The sequence below is a fragment of the Sphingobium sp. BYY-5 genome, from assembly GCF_022758885.1.
GTDB lineage: Bacteria > Pseudomonadota > Alphaproteobacteria > Sphingomonadales > Sphingomonadaceae > Sphingobium.
On sequence record NZ_JALEBH010000002.1, the window covers coordinates 741,513 to 764,538 of the forward strand.

At 60.0% G+C, this 23,026-nt stretch carries 21 protein-coding genes and 2 pseudogenes; 12 read left to right on the forward strand and 11 right to left on the reverse strand.

Features of this window, described 5'->3' with window-relative positions:
* Positions 1-199: 199 nt before the first annotated feature.
* Complete coding sequence (locus tag MOK15_RS19360; protein ID WP_242933340.1) at positions 200-571, reverse strand: helix-turn-helix domain-containing protein; 372 nt, start codon at positions 569-571, stop codon at positions 200-202.
* 167 nt (positions 572-738) lie between these two features.
* On the opposite strand from MOK15_RS19360, the gene MOK15_RS19365 reads away from it, so the two are divergent.
* From MOK15_RS19365 to MOK15_RS19375, 3 genes are all read left to right on the forward strand, one after another.
* Complete coding sequence (locus MOK15_RS19365; protein WP_242933341.1) at positions 739-1,137, forward strand: DoxX family protein; 399 nt, start codon at positions 739-741, stop codon at positions 1,135-1,137.
* Between the two features lie 22 nt (positions 1,138-1,159).
* Positions 1,160-1,897 carry an SDR family oxidoreductase gene (locus MOK15_RS19370; RefSeq protein WP_242933342.1) on the forward strand — a complete coding sequence of 246 codons (738 nt, stop codon included), beginning with the start codon at positions 1,160-1,162 and terminating at the stop codon, positions 1,895-1,897.
* A 135-nt stretch (positions 1,898-2,032) separates the two neighbouring features.
* Positions 2,033-2,419, forward strand: coding sequence for an MAPEG family protein (locus tag MOK15_RS19375; RefSeq protein ID WP_242933343.1), 387 nt, complete (start codon positions 2,033-2,035; stop codon positions 2,417-2,419).
* Positions 2,420-2,478: 59 nt separating this feature from the next.
* Here MOK15_RS19375 and MOK15_RS19380 read toward each other — a convergent pair whose 3' ends face one another.
* Both MOK15_RS19380 and MOK15_RS19385 read right to left on the reverse strand, forming a co-directional pair.
* Positions 2,479-3,618 (reverse strand): alpha/beta hydrolase, encoded by a 1,140-nt coding sequence (locus MOK15_RS19380; RefSeq protein WP_242933344.1) that lies wholly within the window; start codon positions 3,616-3,618, stop codon positions 2,479-2,481.
* 19 nt (positions 3,619-3,637) lie between these two features.
* Positions 3,638-4,822: an MFS transporter gene (locus MOK15_RS19385; RefSeq protein WP_242933345.1), complete on the reverse strand. Its 1,185-nt coding sequence runs from the start codon at positions 4,820-4,822 to the stop codon at positions 3,638-3,640.
* Positions 4,823-4,957: 135 nt separating this feature from the next.
* Here MOK15_RS19385 and MOK15_RS19390 point away from each other — a divergent pair, with 135 nt between their 5' ends.
* From MOK15_RS19390 to MOK15_RS19405, 4 genes are all read left to right on the forward strand, one after another.
* A complete protein-coding gene (locus MOK15_RS19390; RefSeq protein WP_242933346.1) occupies positions 4,958-5,851 on the forward strand; it encodes a LysR family transcriptional regulator in 894 nt (297 codons plus the stop codon).
* A gap of 384 nt (positions 5,852-6,235) precedes the next feature.
* Complete coding sequence (locus MOK15_RS19395) at positions 6,236-8,251, forward strand: TonB-dependent receptor (RefSeq protein ID WP_242933347.1); 2,016 nt, start codon at positions 6,236-6,238, stop codon at positions 8,249-8,251.
* Between the two features lie 2 nt (positions 8,252-8,253).
* Positions 8,254-9,438 carry a PepSY-associated TM helix domain-containing protein gene (locus MOK15_RS19400; protein ID WP_242933348.1) on the forward strand — a complete coding sequence of 395 codons (1,185 nt, stop codon included), beginning with the start codon at positions 8,254-8,256 and terminating at the stop codon, positions 9,436-9,438.
* 300 nt (positions 9,439-9,738) lie between these two features.
* Positions 9,739-11,313, forward strand: a complete 1,575-nt coding sequence (locus MOK15_RS19405) for a hypothetical protein (protein ID WP_242933349.1) — start codon at positions 9,739-9,741, stop codon at positions 11,311-11,313.
* A gap of 328 nt (positions 11,314-11,641) precedes the next feature.
* On the opposite strand, the gene MOK15_RS19410 is transcribed toward MOK15_RS19405, so the two are convergent.
* From MOK15_RS19410 to MOK15_RS19435, 7 genes and pseudogenes are all read right to left on the reverse strand, one after another.
* Entirely contained in the window at positions 11,642-12,895 is a 1,254-nt protein-coding gene (locus MOK15_RS19410; RefSeq protein ID WP_242933350.1) for a DUF3526 domain-containing protein, read from the reverse strand.
* Positions 12,892-14,334, reverse strand: a complete 1,443-nt coding sequence (locus MOK15_RS19415) for a DUF3526 domain-containing protein (RefSeq protein ID WP_242933351.1) — start codon at positions 14,332-14,334, stop codon at positions 12,892-12,894. Before MOK15_RS19415 ends, MOK15_RS19410 begins: the two co-directional genes overlap by 4 nt.
* Positions 14,331-15,068, reverse strand: coding sequence for an ATP-binding cassette domain-containing protein (locus tag MOK15_RS19420; RefSeq protein ID WP_242933352.1), 738 nt, complete (start codon positions 15,066-15,068; stop codon positions 14,331-14,333). The genes MOK15_RS19415 and MOK15_RS19420 overlap by 4 nt, the downstream gene beginning before the upstream one ends.
* 301 nt (positions 15,069-15,369) lie before the next feature.
* Positions 15,370-16,014, reverse strand: a complete 645-nt coding sequence (locus MOK15_RS19425; RefSeq protein ID WP_242933353.1) for a hypothetical protein — start codon at positions 16,012-16,014, stop codon at positions 15,370-15,372.
* Positions 16,011-16,892 (reverse strand): hypothetical protein, encoded by an 882-nt coding sequence (locus MOK15_RS19430; RefSeq protein WP_242933354.1) that lies wholly within the window; start codon positions 16,890-16,892, stop codon positions 16,011-16,013. Before MOK15_RS19430 ends, MOK15_RS19425 begins: the two co-directional genes overlap by 4 nt.
* A gap of 76 nt (positions 16,893-16,968) precedes the next feature.
* Complete coding sequence (locus MOK15_RS21935; RefSeq protein WP_278254327.1) at positions 16,969-17,100, reverse strand: hypothetical protein; 132 nt, start codon at positions 17,098-17,100, stop codon at positions 16,969-16,971.
* 337 nt (positions 17,101-17,437) lie between these two features.
* Positions 17,438-17,593 (reverse strand): annotated as a pseudogene (locus tag MOK15_RS19435) (IS3 family transposase); the annotation flags it as partial.
* 109 nt (positions 17,594-17,702) lie between these two features.
* On the opposite strand from MOK15_RS19435, the gene MOK15_RS19440 reads away from it, so the two are divergent.
* The gene (locus MOK15_RS19440) at positions 17,703-18,353 is read left to right on the forward strand and encodes a LysE family translocator (protein WP_242933355.1); all 651 of its coding nucleotides are present in this window, start codon (positions 17,703-17,705) and stop codon (positions 18,351-18,353) included.
* Between the two features lie 208 nt (positions 18,354-18,561).
* Here the strand turns inward: MOK15_RS19440 and MOK15_RS19445 are convergent.
* A pseudogene (locus tag MOK15_RS19445) lies at positions 18,562-19,528 on the reverse strand (IS701 family transposase); the annotation flags it as partial.
* A 281-nt stretch (positions 19,529-19,809) separates the two neighbouring features.
* Between MOK15_RS19445 and MOK15_RS19450 the strand changes: the two are divergent.
* The 4 genes from MOK15_RS19450 to MOK15_RS19465 all read left to right on the forward strand — a co-directional run bounded on the left by MOK15_RS19450 (position 19,810) and on the right by MOK15_RS19465 (position 22,971).
* Positions 19,810-20,712, forward strand: a complete 903-nt coding sequence (locus tag MOK15_RS19450; protein ID WP_242933356.1) for a LysR family transcriptional regulator — start codon at positions 19,810-19,812, stop codon at positions 20,710-20,712.
* A 124-nt stretch (positions 20,713-20,836) separates the two neighbouring features.
* The gene (locus MOK15_RS19455) at positions 20,837-21,808 is read left to right on the forward strand and encodes an alpha/beta hydrolase (RefSeq protein WP_242933357.1); all 972 of its coding nucleotides are present in this window, start codon (positions 20,837-20,839) and stop codon (positions 21,806-21,808) included.
* A gap of 63 nt (positions 21,809-21,871) precedes the next feature.
* Entirely contained in the window at positions 21,872-22,501 is a 630-nt protein-coding gene (locus MOK15_RS19460; RefSeq protein ID WP_242933358.1) for a pyridoxamine 5'-phosphate oxidase family protein, read from the forward strand.
* Positions 22,501-22,971 carry a nuclear transport factor 2 family protein gene (locus tag MOK15_RS19465; protein WP_242933793.1) on the forward strand — a complete coding sequence of 157 codons (471 nt, stop codon included), beginning with the start codon at positions 22,501-22,503 and terminating at the stop codon, positions 22,969-22,971. The genes MOK15_RS19460 and MOK15_RS19465 overlap by 1 nt, the downstream gene beginning before the upstream one ends.
* Positions 22,972-23,026 lie beyond the last annotated feature (55 nt).

Below are 23,026 nucleotides of genomic sequence, written 5' to 3' on the forward strand. Positions count from 1 at the left end.
CCGCAATACTGCCAGCGGGGAGGCCCCCATATGTGAACTGCGTTGGGTTGCATGTTGTGCAGTTTGACACCGCGCTGCACTGCGAGACGATCAGCAGGCCTTGAATCAGTCGGGTACAACCGGCGGCAGATTTCGTTGCTGTTTTGCTGGGGCCTGACTTCTCGAACACGAGCGCAGATATTCTGAACTCGCGCTGCCGTTACCCTCTTTCACTTGCCTTACGGCCACTCGAATCCGAACGCTTCTGCGGTACGCTGCTTCCGTGCTCGCTCCACCAAGCCGTCAGGGCCTCCATCATTGGCCCGAGTGCGCGCGCCTTTGGCGTTATTGCATATTCGACGCGCGGAGGCACCTCCGCAAACACCGTGCGCGATATCAAGCCGTCGGCCTCAAGCTCGCGTAGCTGTGCGGTCAGCATGTGCTGCGTGATCCCCGGAATGCCTTTTCGCAGTTCCCCGAAGCGATAGATCCGCTGGTGGAGCAGCCACATGATCTCCAGCTTCCACTTGCCCGAGAGCATCCCGAACGCGCGGCGCATCTCATTCTGCATGGTGAAATCACGCTCATCCATTAGTGTGATTTTCCATACTTAGAGTCATAATTTCATCCTACTTGCGTAAATTCATCATAAGATACAAATTCAATACATGCTCTTGGGCGATGTAGCAATCAGCTGGCACGCAGACCGCATATTGTATCGAACAGTCTCGCCAGGACGTTGGCGCTGGGAAAGATTTTATGGCCGCCATTTATACATATTGGATCAGCACGGCGTTGTTGTCGGCACTGTATCTGTCATCCGCATTTTTGTACCTGACCAGAAAGGACTTCGTCCAAAAGGCACAAGCCGATCTGGGTTATCATGCTGCACATCTGGTGCCGCTGATGATCGTGGTGAAGATCCTTGGACCGGCCGCAGTCCTGACGCGCATCAGCGTGCCGCTCAGCGATCTCGCCTATGCGGGCATCTTCTATCACCTGATCCTGTCCGGAATGGCCCATCTGGGGGTGCGCAGCCTGAAGAACGCTGCTCCTGCGGCCATTGGCTTCGTGCTTCTGGCCGCATCGTTCGCAACGCAGAACTACGCGCGCGAACTACCCTCGCCCTACGCGCCCGCAACAGTGGCGCACCACTAAACCTGTCGAAATGGAGATGAACATGGGCCGACTTGACGGCAAAATTGCCATTGTAGCCGGCGCAGGCCGCGGCATCGGTCGCGCCACCGCCAAACTGTTCGCGGCGGAGGGAGCGAAGGTCGCCGTCCTGTCCCTGACGCCTGCGAATATCGATGCTGTCGTGGCCGATATCGAAGCCGTGGGCGGTTCTGCCCTCGCGGTTCAGTGCGACCTTAGTGACGGTGAGCAGATCAAAGCTGCGGTGGACAAGGTAGTAGCCGCTTATGGCGGTATCGACATCCTCGTCAACAACGCCTTCGATCCCTCTGCGGCACTATCCTCGGTCATCGATCTGTCGGTCGAGCAGCTACAGCGCAATTTCGATATGGGGCCGATCGCCTATCTGCGCATGATGCAGGCTGCCTATCCGCACCTCAAGGCCAGTGGAGCCGGTCGTATCATCAACCTTGGCTCCGCCAGCGGCCTCCTCGGCATGGTGGGGTACGCTCCCTACGGCATGGCCAAGGAGGCCGTCCGCGCGCTCACTCGGGTCGCCGCCCGAGAGTGGGGCGCCGATGGGATCACCGTGAACAACGTCATGCCGATTGCCGATACCTTCGGCAGTGACAGGCCGCCCTTGCCCAATGTGTTCGATCGCAATGGATCGCCCGAACAGGACATCGCGCCGGTCATCCTGTTTCTCGCCACCAAGGATGCGCAGTTCATCACCGGCTACAGCCTCACGCCCGATGGCGGGATGATTATCGACAGTGCGCGCTGATCCGGCGAAGTGACGGCACCCCTACACCAGGGGGGCTTTCACGCAGATCAATCGAAGGGACATTACATTGGTACATGCGAGGTCCGGTCGCTCCCTTCATCAAAAAACCTTCCGGTTGAGACTTGAGACATCCATATGGCCATACTGCCCATCACATCGATCTTGGCGGCAGCTTTCGCGGTCGCGCTTGTCGCTCTTTCATTCCCGATTTCGCTCCGACGGCTAAAGGTCGGGGATATGGTCGGTGGCAGCGCTGACGAAGTTCTGCACCGACGTATCCGCGCGCAGGGCAATTTCATCGAATATGTTCCGCTTGGCTTAGTGAGCCTTGGGCTGGTCGAGGCTCACGCTGCGCCAATATGGATCATATTGGCTATCGGGACGATGCTTGTCCTTGGGCGGGCCTTGCACGCGTTCGGCATGCTGGCGGATTCAGGACCAGTGCGTGGCTTCGGCATGATCTTCACCTATTTGGCGCTGCTTGGCGCCGCGGGACGGCTGATCGTGGACGTGGTGATATGACGGCGGAGAATGGAGCAGTATAGATGGAGCCTGCCAGCAGGCGGGCCCCATCTTGCAGTTCACACGGAAAGATGCTGATTGAAGAAGCTGATCAGCCTGTCGAACGGGATCACGTCTATCTTGTCGTAAAGATCGGTATGGTTGGCGCCGGGGACGATCACGAATTCCTTCGGTTCGGCTGCTGCCGCGAAGGCGGTTTCGCTGAAGTAACGCGAATGGGCCTTTTCGCCATGGATGAACAGGACCGGCCGCGGCGAGATTTCCGCTATGTAGGTCAGGATCGGCATGTTCATAAACGACAGCGGCGTGGTCAGGCTCCAGGATGCGTTCGAATTGACTGCTCGCGGGTGGAAGCCTCGAGGCGTTTTATAATAGTCAGCATATTCCACCATGAACTGCGGTTCGCCGCCCTTAAGTTCGAGGGAGACCGGACCATAGGCAGGATAGCCATTCTCTGCATCCGCCCAACGCTGTTGACCCAGTTGCTCCAGCGTCTGTGCGCGCTGCTGCAGGGTCACCGCGTCGTTATAGCCCTTCGACATCACGCGGGTCATGTCATACATGGTGCTGGCAACTACGGCCTTGATCCGCTTGTCTGATGCGACCGCGTTCAATGCCATACCACCCCAGCCGCAAATGCCGATTACGCCGATCCGTTCGCGGTCGACTTCGGGTCGCAGGCCAATGAAGTCCACCGCTGCGCTGAAATCCTCTGTATTGATGTCCGGCGAGGCGACATTGCGCGGTTCGCCACCGCTTTCGCCGGTGTAGGAAGGATCAAAAGCCAGCGCGACGAAGCCGCGCTCCGCCATGCTTTGGGCATAGATACCCGATGACTGTTCCTTGACCGCACCGAACGGTCCGCCGACGGCCAATGCCGACAGGCGCTGGTCGGCACGGTCCTTCGGCAGATAGAGATCGCCCGACAGGGTGATGCCATAGCGATTTTTGAACGTGACCTTCTCATGATCGACCTTCTGGCTGCGCGGGAAGACCTTATCCCATTCGTTTGACATAGTCTGAGCCTCTGCTGTGGGGACGTTGAACATTGAAGCTGCGCCGAAGGCGGCGAGGCTTGCGCCGGTCAGCTTCAGAAGTGCGCGCCGCTGGATGTCATAGGCTGACGGTTTCGTGTTAGAGCGGTGCATAGACATTGGTGATCTCCTGTGCGTTTGCGTTGGGATCGACCCGATCCGCAAAAATGGGTGAGTTTCCCGGTCATTCGGGCTTCAGCAGATGCCGACCACTGCCGATGAGCGCGATTGCAAAACCGGCCAGAACCACGCTGCCGATGAAGGTCGCGATGACCGTCAGACCGTCCAGAAGCAGCCCGCCGACGACCGCGCCCAGCAGGATCGAGACCTGGATCGCCGCAACCATCAGGCTGCCTGCGGCCTCAGGCGCGTCGGCGGCATTCTGTGACATCCATGTCATCCAGATGACCGACATGGCGGTATTCATCATACCCCAGAGGGCGAGAAACAAGCCTGCCGCCACCACGGAGCCTCCCAGGAGCAGCAGGCCTAACGTACAGCCGCCCATGAGCAGCGCCGGCAGTCGCAACAGAGGCGCGACGTTACCGCGGAGGAAGCGGCCAGACGCCCAGGTGCCAGCGAAGCCAGCACAGCCTAATATAAGCAGCAGGATCGAGAGCATCGTCACGTCCACATCCGTCACCTGCTCCAGAAATGGGCGCAGATAGGTGAACATGGTGAAGGCCGACCCCCATGACAGCATTGCCGCGATCAGGCCGCGCAGGAAATAGGGACGCTTCAGCAGACCAAGCATGGTCCGGAAGTCCTGGCGCTGACGTGCGGGCAGCGAGGGAAGAGCGATCATATGCCAGACGAGATTGCCGGCGACGATGGGTGTCAGCGCCCAGAACACTGCGCGCCAGCCGAACATGCCGCCCAGGTAGCTGCCGATCGGCGCAGCGAAGGCGGCCGCGATAGCCTGCCCACCGTACATCAGAGCGAGCGCACGCGGAACGTCGCGTTCGGGAACCAGTCGCATGATGACGGCGGTGGCCAGCGCCCAGAAGCCGCCGATGCAAATGCCGAGCAGAGCGCGGCCGATCATGAGTACCGCGAAATTCGGCACCGCCGCGACCAGCACCAATGACAGCAACATGACGGCGGTCATCGCGACCAAAACCCATTTCCGATTGAGCGTCCCGGCGGCAGTGGTGACAATCATGCTGGCCGCCACCGCGAAGAGGCAGCTAATCGAAATCGCCTGTCCGGTCTGCCCGGTGGTTGCGCGCAACCCTTCCGCCATCGGCGTGAGTAAACTGACCGGCATGAATTCCGAAGCGATCAGCATCGCCACGCAGAGCGCCATGGAGAGCACCGCCCCCCAGGCGGCGACCGGTTCGCTTCCATTGGATGTGGTCGCAACCACCATTCGCCTGGCTCCTGTAAAATTTCTCGCAGTGCCCATCTAGTGCTTAACCGATAATGCGATTACCCATAGAAATTGGCATGAACTTATCGACTACAACGAATAATCTGTTGTACATGTGAAAGAGGAAGGCACCTGATGGCCAAAACCGACCTCAACCAACTGACCTGGTTCCAAGCCGTCGCGGAGGAGCGCAGTTTCACCAAGGCGGCGGCAAAGCTCGGCGTTGCGCAATCGACACTCAGCCACACGATCAAGCAGCTTGAAGAGCGCATGGGGATACGTCTCCTGACGCGCACGACACGCAATGTCGCGGCAACCGTTGCAGGCGAACGGCTGCTCCAGACGATCGCGCCACGCATCGCAGAAATCGAAGACGAGATCGCGGCCCTGATGACGTTCCGCGAGAGGCCGTCAGGCTCGATCAGGCTGACCTTATCCGATCACGCATTGGAAAGTGTCGTATGGCCAAAGCTGAGGCCGGTTCTCAGCGCCTATCCAGATATCGGCGTCGAACTGATCCTGGACAGCAGCTTCCGCAATATTGTCGAGGAAGGGTTCGACGCCGGTGTCCGGTTGGGAGAAAGCGTCGAGAAAGATATGATCGCGGTCCGCATCGGTCCGGACTGGCGCCTGGTGGCCGTCGCGTCACCCACCTATCTCGATGCGCATGATGCGCCGGTGCATCCGCAGGATCTGGTCCGGCATATCTGCATCAACATGCGTCACGAGACCGCCGGGGGTCTTTATGCCTGGGAATTCGAGAAGGACGGGCAGGCGCTGCGTGTCCGGGTGAAAGGGCAACTGACCTTCAACAATTCCTACGCCATGATCGACGCGGCGGTGAACGGCTACGGCATCGCCTATGTCCCCGAAAATATCGTGGAACAGCATATCGCGTCAGGTTTGCTGGTGCAGATCCTGGACGATTGGTCCCCCTTATTCGATGGCTATTTCCTCTATTATCCGAGCCGCCGGCAAAACCTTCCTGCTTTTAAGGTCATCATCGACGCGCTCCGATTTCGAGGATGATCGGGATCGTAACACTTTCAGTTTCATGCCCCGGCAGGCGCTGGGGCAAGCTCCTCCGAAATGTCCTTTCGAAACTCCGCCCCTTCTTTGCCGTTCAGCGTCGAAATGAACGATCCCGCGTGCGGAAGGTCCGCTCTTAAGCGGGTCGCAAGCTTAGCGCCGTGTCGGTGGTCAGATCGACTGTCCTCCCTGTTATGAGCTGCGAGAATGGAATTGGCGGCTTGCCCTGACCGTCCAAACTTCGTATCGCGAATCATTATCATTCGCGATACTGATGCGGGGGTTTTCTTGTCTATATTCCGCGCGGCGCTGTTTGCGTCTATTTCCTTCTGCGCGTCAGTGGCTTCCGCGCAGGAAGCGCCTGCGTCGTCACCAGATGCGGCCATGGACGAAGGCGATCAGATCATCGTGACAGGCCGCGCCCAACGCCTCTACCGCACCGAAACCACAACCGTGGGCAAAAGCGCTGAGGACCCGCTCGACATTCCGCAGGCTTTGCAGGTGATCAACAAGGATCTTTTCGCTGACCAAGGGGCACGCGACGCGACCGACATCTATCGCAATATTTCCGGCGTCAGTTTCTTCAGCTATGCTGGCGTCACCTTCCGCGGATTTCGCCAGGACCAGTCTTTCTACGACGGCATGCGGGGCAACCCGTTCATCGGCTTTTCGGTGCCTCAGCTTTTCAATATCGAACGGGTGGAGGTGCTGAAAGGACCGGCGGGGCTTTTCTTCGGTCCAGGCTCCCCCGGCGGCATCATCAACTATGTGTCGAAGGTTCCCGGCGACATCAGCGCCATGCGCCTGGTGGCGACGGCGGGCAATTATGACCGGCGTGGCATATCCGCCGAAGCGACCGGCCCGATCGACAAGGACGGGATCGTCACCTACCGCCTCGGCGGCTTTTACGAGGCGATGAACCCCTATCGGCGCAATACGAAGAATGTGTCGCTGATCGGCGACGGCGGTCTTGCCATCAAGACCAACGAGGGCGGCAAGCTGACGCTCCAGGCGACGGTCTACGACAATGATCTTCAGGCAAACCGCTTGCGCGGCATATTGACCGACAATGACGGCAATTTCCTGACGGACATTCGCTGGAACGCGAACGAACCGACCGATTTCCTGCATCTGAAGTCTCAGGCCTATCAGGCGCGTTATGCGACCGCGATCGGGGACCGGTTCACGTTCGACGCCGGGGTCCGCTACTTCAAGGCGACCGAAACGCAGCAATATCATGAGCCGCGCGGGTTGGTCGCTGGCAGCACCGATCTGGTCGCGCGCGAGTTTCGTGACCAGATCCGCGATGTCGATGGCCTGTCTTTTTCCGCCAACCTGACAGCGCGGGTCGACATATTGGGCATGGAGCATAAATTCCAGACCGGTACGGACTGGTATGACGAGACGAGTGTGCTCAATTCGCGCATCCTGCGAGCGGGCGTTACGCCGCTTAGCCTCAGCAATCCCGTCTATACCAACAGCGCGCGCGATGTGGCGCGGGCCGCACTGCTGCCGTTCACCGTCACGGATACGCGCACGAAGCGTCAGGGCGCTTATCTTCAGGACCAGATCAGCCTCAGCGATGCCTTCAAGCTGGTCGGTGGCGTGCGCTACGACAAGTTCGAGGATCGCGTGGTCAATACTGCCTCTTATGAGGATGACGACATTACCTTCCGCACCGGCGCGATCTACAAGCCGCGCAAGGATGTCTCCATCTATCTAAGCTGGTCGCAAAGCTTCGAACCGCAGACGGCCGCCAGCCAGAATGGCGACGTCGGCGGTCCCTTTGCGCCTGTTACCGGCGACCAGTTCGAAGGCGGCATCAAGACCGACCTGTTCGATGGCAGGCTCCAGGCCAATCTGGCCGCCTACCGCATCGTGCGAAAGAATATCCTCCAGGCCGATACCAGCCTCCCACCCGTGAATGGCCAGGACCAGTTACGCCCGATCGGCGAGGTGACGAGCAAGGGGTTCGAGATCGACCTGTCGACCGACATTACCGCCAATTGGGTGGCACTGGTCAACTATGGTTATAACGACACGAAGATCACCGGCACGATCGCGGGACAAGCGATAACCAATGCGGTGGGCAACCGCTTCGCCAATGCGCCCAAGCACAAGGTCGGCTTCTGGACCCGCTATCAGGTGCCAGCGATCGATGCGGCCTTTGCAGTTGGCGGCGAACATGTGTCGAAGCGCATCAGCCTGTCAGGGCAGACCGTAAAGCCCTACACGATCTTTGACGCATCGATCACCAAGGGGCTTGGCTTTGCCGAACTGATGCTGCGTGTCGATAATATATTCGACAAAGTCTATGCCGCTTCGGGCTTTTCGGCGCAGAGCGGCCACTTTCCGGGCGAGCCGCGCACATTTCTGGCCGAACTCCGCTTCCAGTTCTGACCATGGATCGGGTTCGGACGAGAAAGGGCCGATCGCTCTGGTGGGTGGTGCATAGCTGGATCGGCCTGAAACTGTCGATCTTCCTGACCTTCATCCTGGCGACGGGCACCTTTGCCGTGTTCGCGCATGAAATCGACTGGTTGGCGACGCCCGCGATGCGGGTATTGCCCCGGTCTGAACCGGTCGCGTCATGGGGGGCGTTGGCGCAGGCGGCGGCCCGCGCTGCACCCGATGCCCGGCTCCAGACCCTGTACGCACCGATCGACTCCTGGTTTACGGTCGAGGCCTGGGTCAGTCGCGGCAAAGGCGCGCCCGAGCGCGTCTATGTCGATCCCTGGACGGCTAAGGTCACCGGCAGGCATGGCTGGGCCAATGTCCACCGTTTCCTGCGCCAGACCCATCGCCACCTGATGCTGCCGACGAAGATCGGCATACCGATCGTCTGTTCGCTGGCCTTGTTGCTGGCGGCATCGCTGGTGTCGGGCATCGTCACCTACAAGAAATGGTGGCGCGGCTTCTTCCGGACGCCGCGCGGCGGCGATGGCCGACGGATGACCGGCGATCTCCATCGCCTGATGGGCTTGTGGAGCCTGTGGTTCATGGCGCTGATCGCGCTGACAGGCCTGTGGTATTTGGTGGAGACATTGGGAGGTAACGCCAAGGTGCCCAAATTGCCGGAGGTGGTGGCTAGTGCGATGCCGACCGGGGCCTCGCTGGACCGGCTGGTTGCCAAAGCGCGCAGAGCCGATCCTGCGCTCGATATTCGGGAAATCCGCTTCACGCCCGACAATGGCGTCATCTTCCTGGGCCAGTCATCCGCCTGGCTGGTGCGCGATCGCGCCAATGCCGTGGTCGTCGATCCGGCTACGTCGCAGGTCGTGGCGCGGCTGGACGGACGTGCATTAAGCGCGCATCAGCGCATTTCCGAAATGGCCGATCCGCTGCATTTCGGCACGTTCGGCGGCATGTGGACGAAAGCCATCTGGTTCCTGTTCGGCGCGTTGCTGACGGCGATGGCCGTCACCGGCACGATGATCTACGCGATGCGGCTGGTCCGATCGTCGCGATCCGACGCTGGCAGCTTGAAACGCGCCTGGCAGGGGATGGGCGCCTGGGGATATGTCGGCTTTGCCCTCATTCTCCTCACCCTGATCCTGACCCCAGGGGCGATTGGGGGAGCGAGTTGATGGAAGTTCGACCATTTCATGCCATTCAAGGGCCGATTTCCTCTGCCTAGGTGCGGACCTACTGCTTTCCCTTCCGGTTGTCGCAGACAGGCCCCTTCAGGGCATTCCATAGAAGGAAGCGGAAATCACCTGCGGATCTTTCGGAAGGTCCGCCCTGGCCGCTGAAGGGCAATCGGATTTTGACGAGGTAGCCTGCAGATCGAGTGCTATAATATCCCACGGCGGCACTCTGGGATTGTCGCCGCGCCGCTGCTAGTTGTACCGGCCACGCAATCGCCGTGCGAGAAAGGAACATCAATCGTGACGCCACGTGCCGCCATCCAGCAGATTGCACGCATGGTTCGGGACGATATCCGCTCGGGTGAACTGTCGCCCGGGGCCCACAGCGTCGGAGATATGCTAGCGGCGCAACCCGAAGCCTTACTGCTGATCGTCGACCTCACCGGTGCCGAAGGGCGCAAGAAGCGGCCTGACGCAACGATGCATCACGCATATTCGTTCATGCTTGGTCAGACTCTGGAGCAACTACGTCAGCGAAGCGAAGCCGGCAACGGCCATGCGACCATGGCCATGGAGAATGTCAGGGCCGCGATCGCTCAGCAAATGCGTATTGGCAAGCTCGTGCCGACGGCAGCGATGGCCCTTGTCTCGGCGTTTTCGCGGGCTGGGATCGAGGTGGGGGAGGATATACGCAGCGCAATGGATCACGCGATGATCCAGACCGGAGCCGGCCAGCTGAATCTCCCGACGCCCGATGTTGACCAGATGTTGAAGGACTTGGTGAAAGCCTGTGAGGGCGACCCGTTCCTGATCCAGAGCCAGTTCGCCGAATTGACGGCAGCCATGCCTGCCGGGCTGCAACTCAGTCTGTTGAAAGGACTCGTCCTCGCCGACGATTCCAGTCTGCGCGAGGCCGCTATCGGTTGGCTTCTTGCAGAACCTGCGATCGCTATGCCGTTAGCCTCCATGATCGAAGAGACTGCCAGACAAGGGCTTGTATCAGCAACGTCGGTTACGAACCTCATGCTGATCCGCAACTGGGTGTCGGAAGATCGGCGCCGTGCGATTGACGCCATCATCAGAGCCGCGCGAGCTGTCGGGTCGGTGCCGGAGAAGCGCCCCGCAATTCAGGTCAGGGAACTTCTGATATCCGAGCGCGATGGGGCGGGAGCGCAAAGCATATTCGCATCGATCAAGCAGGGTAGAAAGAACGCGCTGGTATCGATTCTGATCAAGCAGGGCCATGGTGTGCGGGACGCCTGGGTAGCGGGCTCACTAAGCAGGCCTGAGATCGAAGACATGCTTGACCATATTGCGTCCGAGATGTCGGTTCATGAAACGACAGCCGAGGACACGGCCTTGATCCTGAGCAGCGCCCTGGCGGACGGCCCGGCTAGCTCGCTACCCCCGTTTGGCCTCATTCAGGCTATCACGCTTATGGGGCTTTCGGATGTCGCGTCCAAGTTTGTATCGGTGGATGATCTCGTTGCCTTGATGCTCTCGGACGCCGACGCTGCGGTAACCGATGCCAAGGCGGTAGAAAGGGCAGTGCGCGGGTCAGGACGGTGGCTGGCGACCAACCCTCAGCTCGATTCCTGGTTTGAGAATGGCGACGACGTCGCCGCAGCGATTAAACGCAAGCGCAAGATCGAGGACCGGATCGCCGCGATTATTGAGACGGTGCTGGAACCGAAGCGGGCCTATTGGGCCGGCGTCGTCGCTTGGAGTGCATTCGCACAGCGAGGTGACGGCCACGGTTCAGACTGGATCGAAATGGCGCTCGTCGCTCGTGAGATGGCTTCGGAACGACCTCTGACCGAGATTCCACTAGCGCGCTTCATCGCCGTGCAAACGGCGGAGGCTGCCCGCGCCTGATCAGCGAACTAACTGGGCGCCGGATGCGCAATGCGGAGCCTGCCGGTCGGCTATCGGAAATCTCCCGCAACCGGCTCGACGACCGGCTAGGCGCGCGTAGCTGCCGTCCCGCCGTCAACCCTTTGTCGCCATTCATGCGCGCATTTTCGATCGCTAGGTGCGGACGAGCAGCTTTTCCATCCGAGATAGGCCAATTTCGGAGTGTCAACTTATCGCTGGGTAGATAGCGATAACTGATGTCGAGGCTCCAGTCCCACAGCCCACAGTAGGCTAGACGCCAGAAGCATGTCATGGCGCGCATGGTAGGCCTGCATATGAGCGACTGTCCTTAGCTGTCCTCAAAGCGCGGCGCGCGGTCGAAATCCTCCTTGCCGAATGGCCGGTCGGTAAACAGATAGCCATAATAGAAGCGGCGCAGCGCGGCATGATAGGCCCTGATCCGGTCTTGATAGGCAAGCTGCGCCTGCACATCGCTGTTGGCGAGACGCGCCAGCAGCCCCTGCACGCCGACGGACGGCAGTACCCAGCCGACAGCATGGGCCACCCGGTCGCGGGCCTTCAACCCGTTTCGATAGGCGGCAACCTGCGGCGCGACCTTCTCGTCGCCGACCTGATGGAAGGCGAAATACCATTTATAATGGAAGGATTGCGGCAGCGGCGGGCTGCTGGCCCAGTCGGGATTGGTTGCATAAAATGCCCGCATCGTATCCTCGCGGGGAATATCCCAGGCGCGATTGACCGCTTCGCGTTGCGCAAGGGTAAGCTCGACACCTTCGCCTACCGGAATCGCCTGGTTAATCGCGACATGGGCGATGGTCGGCAATACCAGCGTGATGACCAGCCACAGTCCCGCCAGCGTCGCGGCATTGGCAACCGAACTCCAGGCGAACCGGCCAATGAGCAAAGTCACGCCGATCCAGAAGGCAAGATAGCCGATCATGAGCCCCAAAACGGTAAGAGTCGACAGGAAAGCGACGCCTGACATGAGTGCGCCAACCAGTAGCGGAGAGGCAATCGCGAGATACAGCAGGCCAAAACGCAATGCCACGCGGCGCAGCCACAGGTGCTGCCCTCTCGCCGGCAGCGCATTCAGCATGCGCAGCCGTCCTGCTTCCCGCTCGCCCGAGACCAGATCATGGAACAGCGCGATCACGAAAAGCGGCGCGAGATAGACTAGCACGAACGCAAAATCGAAGCGGCCGGGCAAAGCCAGTTCGGGATTGAAGGCTTCCCCGTCATAGAGTTGGGCCTCAAGCCCAAGGGCACGCACGCGCAGGATATAGGGCGATACGTCCCGCAACCCGATCGCCGCGAAGGCCAGCGGGGCTGGCGAGTCCCAGGTCGGATGAAAGCTGTAATAGGCCGCGCTGCCCGCATCCTTTTCATGATCCACCCATTTGGCGATGGCCGCGATATCCTCTGCCTGCTGCGGCGCGATGCGGGCGATCACGGCGCGTTGATGCGCAATCTCGATCATGCCCGCGACTACACTGGCGGCCGAGAGCAGCAGAACGAGTCCCAGCGCGACAAGCGCCATTCGCGCGCGCAGCAGCAGGCGCAATTCCTGACGAATGAGATTCATTTCTGGATCCTCTGAAGACGTCGTGCGGCGGGGATCAGGGCGAGGGCCGCGATCAACAGCCAGACCAGCAGCATGACCAAGCCAGGCACGCCCGCACTTACCATTTCCCCCGCCGGGGCAGGTTTGAACCTGAACACCGACATGGATTGCCAATTGTGTGAAGAGATCCGCTTTCGTTCATCGGCGCCAGCGTCCTGCGCGGTGTCGTCCGAGTATCTGACGGCGTCCGCCTGGAGCCTGTTCAGCCGCTGGATGAGGCCGTAGCGATAGGCCTCCGCCTGGCCGAGAAAACGGCGATGTCCTCTAAGGTCGGTGCCCGCTGCCGCCATCGACAGGCGTCGTAGCGCAAGGGTCGGGCTGGCGATGCCGAAACCGTCCATCAGCCCGCTCTGCGCAGCCTGCGTCGCAAAACTCCTAACTGCATAATCGTCGAACAGGCCAGAGGTCAGCTTCTCGCCTTCCATGCCCAGCAGGCCCTTGTAGTTGACCGGCAGATCCTCGACCCGTGCTACGCCATATTGACGCAGAACCTTCTGCTTGAAGGCCGAGAAGAACGGATCGTCCGGGTTGTGGCTGTCGCCCAACTGCCGCAGATCGCGCTGGATCGCGATATCGGTTTCCAGCTTTGTGGCGAGCGGATGCGCCTGCGCCGCGACATCGGGCGCGACGCGCGGCAGGAGGATGACAACCACCGCCCAAAGCGCAATCAGCGCCAGCAGCGCATCGCGGCTGCGGGCGGCAAGCGCGGAACCCAGGATGACGATGACGGCCCAGAGCGCCAGATAGGCGGCATAGCCGCACGCGATCAGCGCCATCGGTCCGGCAAGTGCGCCCGGCTGTCCCGCGATGAGGATGAAGCCGATCATGCCGGGCAGGCCGATCAGAACGGCGACCGATCCCAGGGCCAGCAACTTGCCCCCCAGAAGCCGGCGCGCAGACACGCCCTGCACCAGCAATTGCCGCAACGTGCCCTGCTGTCGCTCACGCGCCACCACGCCATAGCCCAGGAAGATGAGCAGGAGTGGTGCGATCACCTGTAACACGAAGGCAGGCGTCAACTGGCCGAAGCGGACCAGCAGCGATGATTGGCGCACATCCCCGAAATTGGCGGTATTCTGCCGATGCCCCTCCAGAAACATGCTGTTGCCCGTGAAGGCATCGACACCGGGGTCGAAGGCCGCAAGTGGCCCCAGCGGACGAAAGATGAAATGGCCATAATGGACCACGCGATGGGGATGTCGGTCGGGCTGCGCGTCAAAAGCCTGGCTCGCCTGCGCCTGGAAACGGGCACGCTGTTGCGCGATCCCGCGCTGGTGGGCCCAGCTGACAAAAGCGGCCACCAGCGCCAGCACTATCAGCAGCGCGAACGCGACGACAGCGACGCGGTTGCGACGCATCAGCCGCAGTTCGTCGCGCGCGATCAGGATGACCGGACTCATGCGGCCGCCGCCTCGCGCGCGAATTTGCGATGCAGTTCGCGCACGTCGAAGCGTTCCTCACCCTGTGCGCTGGCTTCATCGACGATGCGACCAGCCTCCAGAAAGCCGATCCGGTCGGCGATGTCGGTGGCGCTCAGCAGGTCATGCGTGACCATCAACACCGCCGCGCCCCTGCGCGCCACGCCATGGACCAAAGCGTTGAAATCGGCCGTTGCGCGCGGGTCCAGCCCCGATGACGGCTCATCGAGCAGCAGCACCGGCACTTCACGCAGCAAAGCGATCGCGATCGCCACTTTCTGGCGCATGCCCTTGGAAAAGCCGCCCAGTCGCTTGTCCCAGGCCGATGGCTGGAGGCCTGTCGCCGCGAAGGCTGTATCGATCGCGGCAGGCTCTGGCTGCCGCCCGGAGAGAGCAAGTAGATAGGCGGCATTCTCCCGCGCGCTCAGATGTTCGTAGAGCGCTACATTTTCGGGAACATAGGCGATCTGTTCGCGTGCCTTGTCCGCTTCATCCACGGGATCGAAGCCATCGATCCGCACTGTGCCGCTGTCGGGCCGGGCAAAACCCAGCAGTGCCGAAAGCGTGGTCGATTTCCCCGCGCCATTGCCGCCGAGCAGTGCGTAAATCTCCCCCGCCGCGACATGCAGCGTCAGGCCGCGCAATACGCTGTGGCTCCCGTAGGACAGTTGGACGTCGGATAAGGCGATGCGCTGGCCGTTGGCGGTCAGGGACATGAATCAGGCTCCTTGGCTAGTCGCTTAAACATTCCCAAGCAGACGAGATATGTCAATGACATGTTATAACATTATAGATTAACCATCTTGTAATGCCCTTCGTAAAGGACCGCGATCCGATATGTGACATTGCCTCATGAAGCGTGGCGGGCAAATCCGGGGGATTATTCACCACCCGGGACGCTTCAGTTTCCACTCATTCTGGTTCATAGGCGCACCGCTGGGAATGTACGTCGGTCATCACGGCCTGATGTCGCAAACATTTGTGTGCGTTCTGTTTCGCGCCACCACTCTGCCGGATTCACTGTGACGATGCGATGATAGAGGAGACGCGGTGGGCGTCGTCGAGCACATATTGCACGCTCCATTCGTCCACACGCGGACGGGGCATCACGTTGAGCGTCACGCTAAAATCGGAGGGCCAGTGCTGCGAATGATAGTCGGCTCCCTTTTCGACGAACCACACCGCAGCGTCAGAAAGTGAGTGCTCCGAACCTTGAAGCAAAGCGACCGGATCACCGATCCCGCGATCGGGATGGTGCGCCGGATCGCGCCAGAAAGTCGATGTATAGCCCGGCCCAAGCAGGCAGGTCGTAAAAAATTCGAAATAGTGGTTGTGGATCACATCAACCGACAGAAACCGCCTGTAGCTGTCGGGCGCGGTGTTGACGTAAGGCATCCACAAATTGATGCGCGCAAAGAAAGCTGGCCTGCTGCAGATCGTAAACGACTGCGCTCCACTGAGCCGCGGCCAAGTCTTGGCGAGAGCGTTGCCATGAACGAACGTGCGCAGCAGGGCGTGATCGTCACGCAGCACTGCGATTTCCTGGGCGATAAGGTCCATCTGCGACGCCCAATCGCCAGCAAAGATTGTGTCGAGTCGGTCCAGCGTTTCGGCGACCGATGACGAGCCCGATGCGCTGCACGTGTCAGAAAAGGCGATCATGACACCTTTAGTCGTGAAAGGGCGGCACTGGCAGCAGTTCGCGCTGCAGGTAGGGGTGCGGCAGCGATACGCTCAAGCAACGCCAAGCCGGCGGCCGGCCGGATACGGCCGAGCGTCTGTGCCATCTTCCACTGTGTGAACATATGTGGTTCTTCGCCTTCGGGCGCCAGGAACATGGTCGCAAGGCAATCCGCTTCGTCGCCGCGCAACAAGCCGGGCGTTCTGGTTAATTCACTGGCCAATGTAGCGAAGAAATAATGCGCGGTGCTGACAGGATTATTGAACGAAACGGAACGCACGGTCCTGCTGTGCTCATCGAATGCCACGTCGATCTCATGACGGAGCTCACCGTTGAAGCGCAACAGCATTACTCGCTCGCTCGGCGTATTGAGTTGAACCGCGATAAGTCCGGCGGGAACAACCAACGTGTCGCCTTCGCGAAGTGGAATCGCATGGATCTGTCCGAGCCTTGCGCCAGCCGGAATGTCCTGAAGTGTCGTTAAACCATCGACCGCAGCCCAGCGTAGCGCGAACGGTGCCTTACATTCGACGATATGAATCACCGCCGCACTCGCCAGGACCGAAAACGACCGATACTCGGTCTCCGTGCGAATAATGACCGAACTCCAGCGGTCTTGTGTTTCCGCCACGACGAACTTGTCGCTGCCAGACAGCGAGCTCACCGTTTCTTCATCATGTCTATCACTGCGAACGCGCGATAGCGCAGCGTGGTATTGGGTTGTCCGCTTATATTCCGCGATCCAATCGGCATCACCGTCGCCCAAAAGGTGTGGCGCGCGCCCTTCCGCAAACAACTGCTCTAAAATATCATACAAATACAGTGTTTCCAGCAGTTTGACTGGTTGCAGCTTTTGCAAGATAGCAGGCCGGAAGCGCTGCTTTTGGCAGACAATCCGGCCTGTCGATCAAGATATCAAATAAAAAAATGCCCCATTACGCGGGGAACATCCAGTAGAAAATAACCGCAACCGCCGGCAAGTGAATTACGGGTTCCGTGCTGCCGCCAGGCAGGATCGTGGTATCGAGATCTTCGAGTTCAAACGAATCGATGGTTTCATCAGTCATGACCTACTTCTCCTTTGGCAAATTCGATGCGCTACCGACCGGCTGCCATACTTTCTAAAAGATTAAATTCTGCCGAAACAAAATGATCGCTTCGTTTAATGGTGTCAAGGGTATCAGTCTCCCATGGGATCAAACAGCTCGAGAAGTGAGAATCGGGTGACGAGATGGCAGTAACTGACCTGCTCCCTGTAAACTGGTCCGACTTTATTGAGAAATTCCGGTTAGGTTTGGCTGATGCCGGACAAGCGAGTTTGCGTATGAAGACGTCGAGATTTAGTGAGCAGCAGATCGCGTCCACTGAACCGCCCCGGGTTTGCCGGAGGTTGTTTGGTTTAAGTTACGCAGCCATGGAGACGTCGTCCAGCATGGCGTAATATTGTGCTTCGGCTTCAGCGGGTGGGATGTTGCCTATGGGTTCGAGCAGGCGGCGGTTGTTGAACCAGTCCACCCATTCGAGCGTGGCATATTCGACGGCTTCAAAGGAACGCCACGGGCGGTTCAGCGCGATGTGAAAGCATAATTGCAGACAAGCAGAAAACGACCTCGCATTGGAGGCATCTTAATGTTATTGCTAGTGCAATAGAAAATGGGGCAAGACAATCATGGGTTTGGCAATTCCCAGCGCAACGAATCTCAGTCTGTTCATCAGCGCCACTCTGGTGTTGCTTCTCGTGCCGGGACCGGCAGTTCTTTACATCTTCGCGCGCTCGGTCGCGCAGGGTCGCTCTGCCGGGCTCGTTTCGATCTTTGGCATCCATACGGCCACGCTTGTTCATGTCGCCGCCGCCGCTGTGGGATTGTCGGCGCTCCTGGCATCGTCCGCGCTCGCCTTCAACATAGTGAAGTATGCGGGCGCGGCCTACCTGATCTGGCTTGGCCTCAAGAAGCTCGTCGGCCCCTCGGACATTCCCAACGTCGAGGGCGGTTTACCGCCGCGAAGCCGCATGCGTCTCTTTTGTGAGGGCTTTCTCGTTAACCTCCTCAATCCCAAGACAGCGCTGTTCTTTCTGGCTTTCTTGCCACAGTTCGTTGAGGTTAACCGTGGCCATGTCGCAACGCAGATCGCTTTTCTCGGGCTTGTTTACACAGCGATTGGCGTTCTGACGGACAGCTCCTACGCACTTGCTGCCGGCACGGCCGGCAGGTGGCTGAAGCGCAGTCCCATGTATCTGAAGGCTGAACGCTGGGTCAGTGGTTTCGTGTATGTCGGCCTTGGCTTGACGGCCGCTTTTGCTGGCAATCAAAAGAAATAGACCATCCGTCTTCCCCCGGAAGCCCGCCCTAAACGGCTAGCCCGTCGGTGACGATTTGGAAGCGACGGCACGTCATCGCAAAAATCAAATAGCCGTTCGCGTTTATGGGTTCACGACCTAACACTACTTTGGCAAAAATGTGTTGGGATGTCTGGTGAGGCTGCCCCCGCAGTGAGGGCAACGCCTTGGCGGTGAGCGAGACAAGCGGTCAAGGATGGCTTGGCGCACTGCAGGCAGGTTGGGCTGAGGGGGTGGGCCGAGGACTCTTTTTTCCGTCCCGCCTGAGCGAGCCTCCGGGATTGTAAGAAGGCGTAGGCAATCATCGACATCAAGGCATGGCGGTGAAGTCCGCTCCAGGATCGTCCCTCGAAGTGATCCAGTCCCAGTTCTTCCTTGAGTTGCTGATGGGCGTGTTCACAGATCCAGCGCGCCTTGATCGCGCCAGCGAGAGCCTTGATCGGGGTATCAGCGGGCAGATTGGAGAGATAATATTTGCGCTCACCATTCGAGCGATGCTCACCCACCAACCAGGCTTCCTCGCCCGGCATGTGCTGGGCTCCGGCAGAGCCGATCCGCTGGGGCGCGCCATCGGCAATGTGCACGCGCATGGCAGCAAAGCGGGCCGTCAGGCGTCCCTTCGTTCCCTTGCGCCAACTGACCTGTTGCCACTTCGCGCCTTCGAGCATGGCGTGCGCAGCCATGGATTTGACGTTCAGCACATGACGCACCCGTGGGCGACCGCGGCCTGCGACCGGGAAGATCAGTTGCACATCCGCCGGATAGACTTTCTGATGCCGGGGGATACCCAGGCTACGCGCACTCAGTGCCTGTCGGAACGGAGCGGACAGCCCGTAACCGGCATCGTCCAGCACACAGCCAAAGCGCACACCGGCAGCGATGAACGATCGATCTCCTCAATCGCGACCTCCGGTTTCGTGCGGTATTCCTGCAAAGAGGCAGGCACGCCCGCCTTGTCCATGCGCGCGGTATCGCTCGTCCAGCTGTCCGGCAGGAACAGCCGCAAGCTCAGCATTGAGGGGAACTTCGCCTGAGGCCAGTGTCACCGACACCGGTGTCTGGCAGTTCGCATTCTTGCCCAGCGCCGTGGCGTATTGGGGCGCGACGCCAACGGAGGCCTTGCCCTTCTTGGGCAGGGCGGTGTCCTCGATGATCAGCCAGAGTCCTATATGCTGATCCACGGCTATCCTTCATCTGATGCTGGGGCCGGTCCAAAATCGAGAGCCCATTCTTCATCTTATCGGGGGGTAACCAACCTTCCAGTGATCTCGACCATGTGGTCCATTGCCTGCATCGCCAATGCTCCCGCGATTACGTCATGTTCGTGCATGGGTCGGAAATCGACGAGATATCGATTCGGAACATTCCTATGTACGGATTGACCGGCCTATGGCATTTCGCGCACATCTCGGTCGCAGAACTGATATCGGGAAATGTTTTGGACCGCTGGCAGGCCATCAAGATATTCGTCCGCGTGGCGGAAACCGGTGGTTTCGCCGAAGCCGCGCGGCAACTGCATATGAGCCCGCCCGCGGTCACCCGGGCGATCTCGGCGCTTGAGGATCAGATCGGCGTGCGGCTGCTGACCAGGACGACGCGGTCGGTGAAGCTAACCGAAGCAGGCCGTGGCTATCTGGACGATTGTCGCCGCATATTGGCCGACATGGCGGATGCGGACGCAGCGGCGGCGGGGACCCATGGCAATCCCACGGGAACGCTGACCGTTACCGGATCGGTGATCTTCGGCCACATATACGTGCTGCCGATCCTGCTCGACTATCTGGATCGCTATCCGGCCGTGACCGGGCGCAGCCTGTTCGTCGATCGGCTGGTCAACATCGTCGAGGAAGGCATCGATGTCGCGGTGCGGATCGGGCACCTGCCGGATTCGGGGTTGAGCGCCATTCGTGTCGGGGCGGTGCGGCGCGTCATCTGCGGCGCGCCGGCCTATTTCGAGCAGCATGATATCCCCCGGACACCGACCGACCTTGTTCACCATCGCATCATCGCGCCGACCGGGGCATGGGCCTCACCCGAATGGCATTTCGGCCCGGAGGGCAAAAACAGTGTCACCGTTCATCCGGGGCTGTTGTGCAACACCAATGAAGCGGCCATCGTCGCTGCCGAGCAAGGCTGGGGGCTGACCCGTGTGCTGTCTTATCAGGTCGAACCGGCGCTTGCGGCCGGACGGTTGCTGACCATAATCGACGAACATATGGAAAAGCCGCTGCCGATCCATGTCATCCATGCCGAAGGGCGTCGGGCGGCCGCCAAGGTGCGCAGTTTCGTCGATCTGGCGGTCGACCGGCTGCGGGCCAATCCGCTGTTTCAGTCAGCATGATTATAATTCCACTTTCAGAAATAATGAGTTCCAGATTTCTCGAATTATCAGGAATGAGTGGAACGATTATTTCCGCCTCCAGAAGCTGAAGCCATTGCTCAGCGCCCTCAACAGGGTGGAGGACATGATGAAGAGACTAGTGATTTCGATGCTGCTGGCCACCGCCGGCATTGCTTCCACGGCCAACGCGATCGCCGCGCCCGCCAACCCCACCGCACAGGCTGCGCCCGCCACAATCCATTATCGTGACGCCACGATCTATGGCGTGAAGATGTTCTATCGCGAGGCGGGGCCCGCCGACGGCCCGGTGGTGCTGCTGCTCCACGGCTTTCCGACATCGTCGCACATGTTCCGCAATCTGATCCCGCTGCTCGCCGACCGCTATCATGTGATCGCCCCGGACTATCCGGGTTTCGGCCAGAGCGATGCTCCCGATCATCGGCAGTTCAACCACAGCTTCGCCCATTATGCCGACATGGTCGATGCCCTGATGGGCAAGATCGGGGCCGAGCGCTATGCCATGTATGTCATGGATTATGGCGCTCCGGTCGGCTACCGGCTGGCACTCAAGCATCCCGAGCGGGTCAGCGGCCTCATCGTCCAGAACGGTAATGCCTATGAGGAAGGGCTCGGTGCCTTTTGGGATCCAATCAAGGTCTATTGGAAGAGCGGGTCGGCAAAGGACCGGGAGGCGCAGGGCTGGCTTGTCGGCCTCGACGCCACCAAGTTCCAATATACCGATGGCGTGCGGGACGTGTCGCGCATCAGCCCCGACAACTGGGTCCAGGACCAGGCGCTGCTCGACCGGCCGGGCAACAAGGATATCCAGCTCGACCTGTTTTACGACTATCGCACCAATGTACCGCTCTATCCGGCGTTCCAGGCTTTCTTCCGCGAACGCAAGCCGCCGACGCTGATCCTCTGGGGCAAGAATGACAAGATCTTCCCCGAGCCCGGCGCGTATCCCTATCGGCGTGACCTGCCCGACGCGGAGATGCATATTCTCGACACCGGCCATTTCGCCCTGGAAGACAGACTGGACGAGATGGCACCGCTGATCCGCGACTTCTTGGATCGCAAGGTGGCAGTGCGCTGAACGCCGGTCCGGGATCATCCTTCGAGGATGGTCCCGGACCCGACGGATGATGGGAAATAGACCATGTCCCACGGTTTTTTGGATATCGCGATGACGCCGAGCGTGCGCGCGGCGCAGGCTGAGATGGGCGCGGACGCCCAATGGGCGACGTTGAGCGGCAATCGCGCCTTTGATCGCTTCACCGCGAATGAGGCCAATTTCCTGGCGGCGAGGGACAGTTTCTACATGGCGAGCGTATCGGAAGAGGGCTGGCCCTATGTCCAGCATCGCGGTGGGCCAGCGGGCTTCCTCAAGATGGTCGATGACAGGACACTGGCCTTTGCTGATTATCGCGGCAATCGCCAATATATCAGCACCGGCAATCTGGCCGCGAACGATCGCGCTTGCCTGATCCTGATGGATTATCCCCGGCGCGCCAGGCTGAAGATCTACGCTCATGTCGAGAAGCTGGCACTCGATGCCGATCCTGTGCTCTCTGATCTTGTCATGGACAAGGATTACAAGGCGCGCGCCGAGCGCATCTTCCGGCTGCGGCTGGCGGCGTTCGACTGGAACTGCCCGCAGCATATCACGCCGCGCTTCACGGAGCGCGAGATCGAACAGGCTGTTCGGCCGCTGCACGCGCGATTGGCAGAGCTGGAAGCTGAGAACAGGGCGATGCAGGATCGCCTTGCCAAATTGGGAGACATATGATGGAAAGCCTGAGGCCGCCCCCGCCGCCCTTCACCCTGGACAGCGCGATCGAGAAGGTGCGCCTGGCCGAGGATGGATGGAACAGCCGCGATCCGGCGAAGGTCGCCCTGGCCTATACGCCGCTGAGCCAGTGGCGGAATCGGGCCGAGTTCATCGAAGGCCGTTCCGCGATCATCGCCTTCCTGACCCGTAAATGGCAGCGCGAACTGGATTATCGGCTGATCAAGGAATTATGGGCCTTTCGCGACAACCGCATTGCGGTGCGTTTTGCCTATGAGTGGCATGACGACAGCGGCAACTGGTTCCGATCCTATGGCAACGAGAATTGGGAGTTTGACGAAAGCGGCCTGATGAGCCGGCGCCTCGCCTGTATCAACGATGCGCCGATCAGCGCGGCGGAGCGGAAATTCCACTGGACGCAGGGGCGCCGGCCCGACGATCATCCGGAACTGAGTGAACTCGGGCTATAGATAGCAATCTACGGCGGAACTTTCCTGCCGGAAGCAGTCCTTCTGCTGCTGAGAG

Bases quoted from the DNA above. Each gene is read 5' to 3' on its own strand.
- MOK15_RS19465 (WP_242933793.1), top strand. From the start codon at position 22,501: ATGGAAAGCCTGAGGCCGCCCCCGCCGCCCTTCACCCTGGACAGCGCG.
- MOK15_RS19410 (WP_242933350.1), bottom strand. From the start codon at position 12,895: ATGAATCTCATTCGTCAGGAATTGCGCCTGCTGCTGCGCGCGCGAATG.
- MOK15_RS19400 (WP_242933348.1), top strand. From the start codon at position 8,254: ATGGATCGGGTTCGGACGAGAAAGGGCCGATCGCTCTGGTGGGTGGTG.
- MOK15_RS19360 (WP_242933340.1), bottom strand. From the start codon at position 571: ATGGATGAGCGTGATTTCACCATGCAGAATGAGATGCGCCGCGCGTTC.
- MOK15_RS19455 (WP_242933357.1), top strand. From the start codon at position 20,837: ATGATGAAGAGACTAGTGATTTCGATGCTGCTGGCCACCGCCGGCATT.
- MOK15_RS19440 (WP_242933355.1), top strand. From the start codon at position 17,703: ATGGGTTTGGCAATTCCCAGCGCAACGAATCTCAGTCTGTTCATCAGC.
- MOK15_RS19365 (WP_242933341.1), top strand. From the start codon at position 739: ATGGCCGCCATTTATACATATTGGATCAGCACGGCGTTGTTGTCGGCA.
- MOK15_RS19460 (WP_242933358.1), top strand. From the start codon at position 21,872: ATGTCCCACGGTTTTTTGGATATCGCGATGACGCCGAGCGTGCGCGCG.
- MOK15_RS19420 (WP_242933352.1), bottom strand. From the start codon at position 15,068: ATGTCCCTGACCGCCAACGGCCAGCGCATCGCCTTATCCGACGTCCAA.
- MOK15_RS19385 (WP_242933345.1), bottom strand. From the start codon at position 4,822: ATGGTGGTTGCGACCACATCCAATGGAAGCGAACCGGTCGCCGCCTGG.
- MOK15_RS19370 (WP_242933342.1), top strand. From the start codon at position 1,160: ATGGGCCGACTTGACGGCAAAATTGCCATTGTAGCCGGCGCAGGCCGC.
- MOK15_RS19425 (WP_242933353.1), bottom strand. From the start codon at position 16,014: ATGATCGCCTTTTCTGACACGTGCAGCGCATCGGGCTCGTCATCGGTC.
- MOK15_RS19415 (WP_242933351.1), bottom strand. From the start codon at position 14,334: ATGAGTCCGGTCATCCTGATCGCGCGCGACGAACTGCGGCTGATGCGT.
- MOK15_RS19390 (WP_242933346.1), top strand. From the start codon at position 4,958: ATGGCCAAAACCGACCTCAACCAACTGACCTGGTTCCAAGCCGTCGCG.
- MOK15_RS19375 (WP_242933343.1), top strand. From the start codon at position 2,033: ATGGCCATACTGCCCATCACATCGATCTTGGCGGCAGCTTTCGCGGTC.
- MOK15_RS19395 (WP_242933347.1), top strand. From the start codon at position 6,236: ATGGACGAAGGCGATCAGATCATCGTGACAGGCCGCGCCCAACGCCTC.
- MOK15_RS21935 (WP_278254327.1), bottom strand. From the start codon at position 17,100: ATGACTGATGAAACCATCGATTCGTTTGAACTCGAAGATCTCGATACC.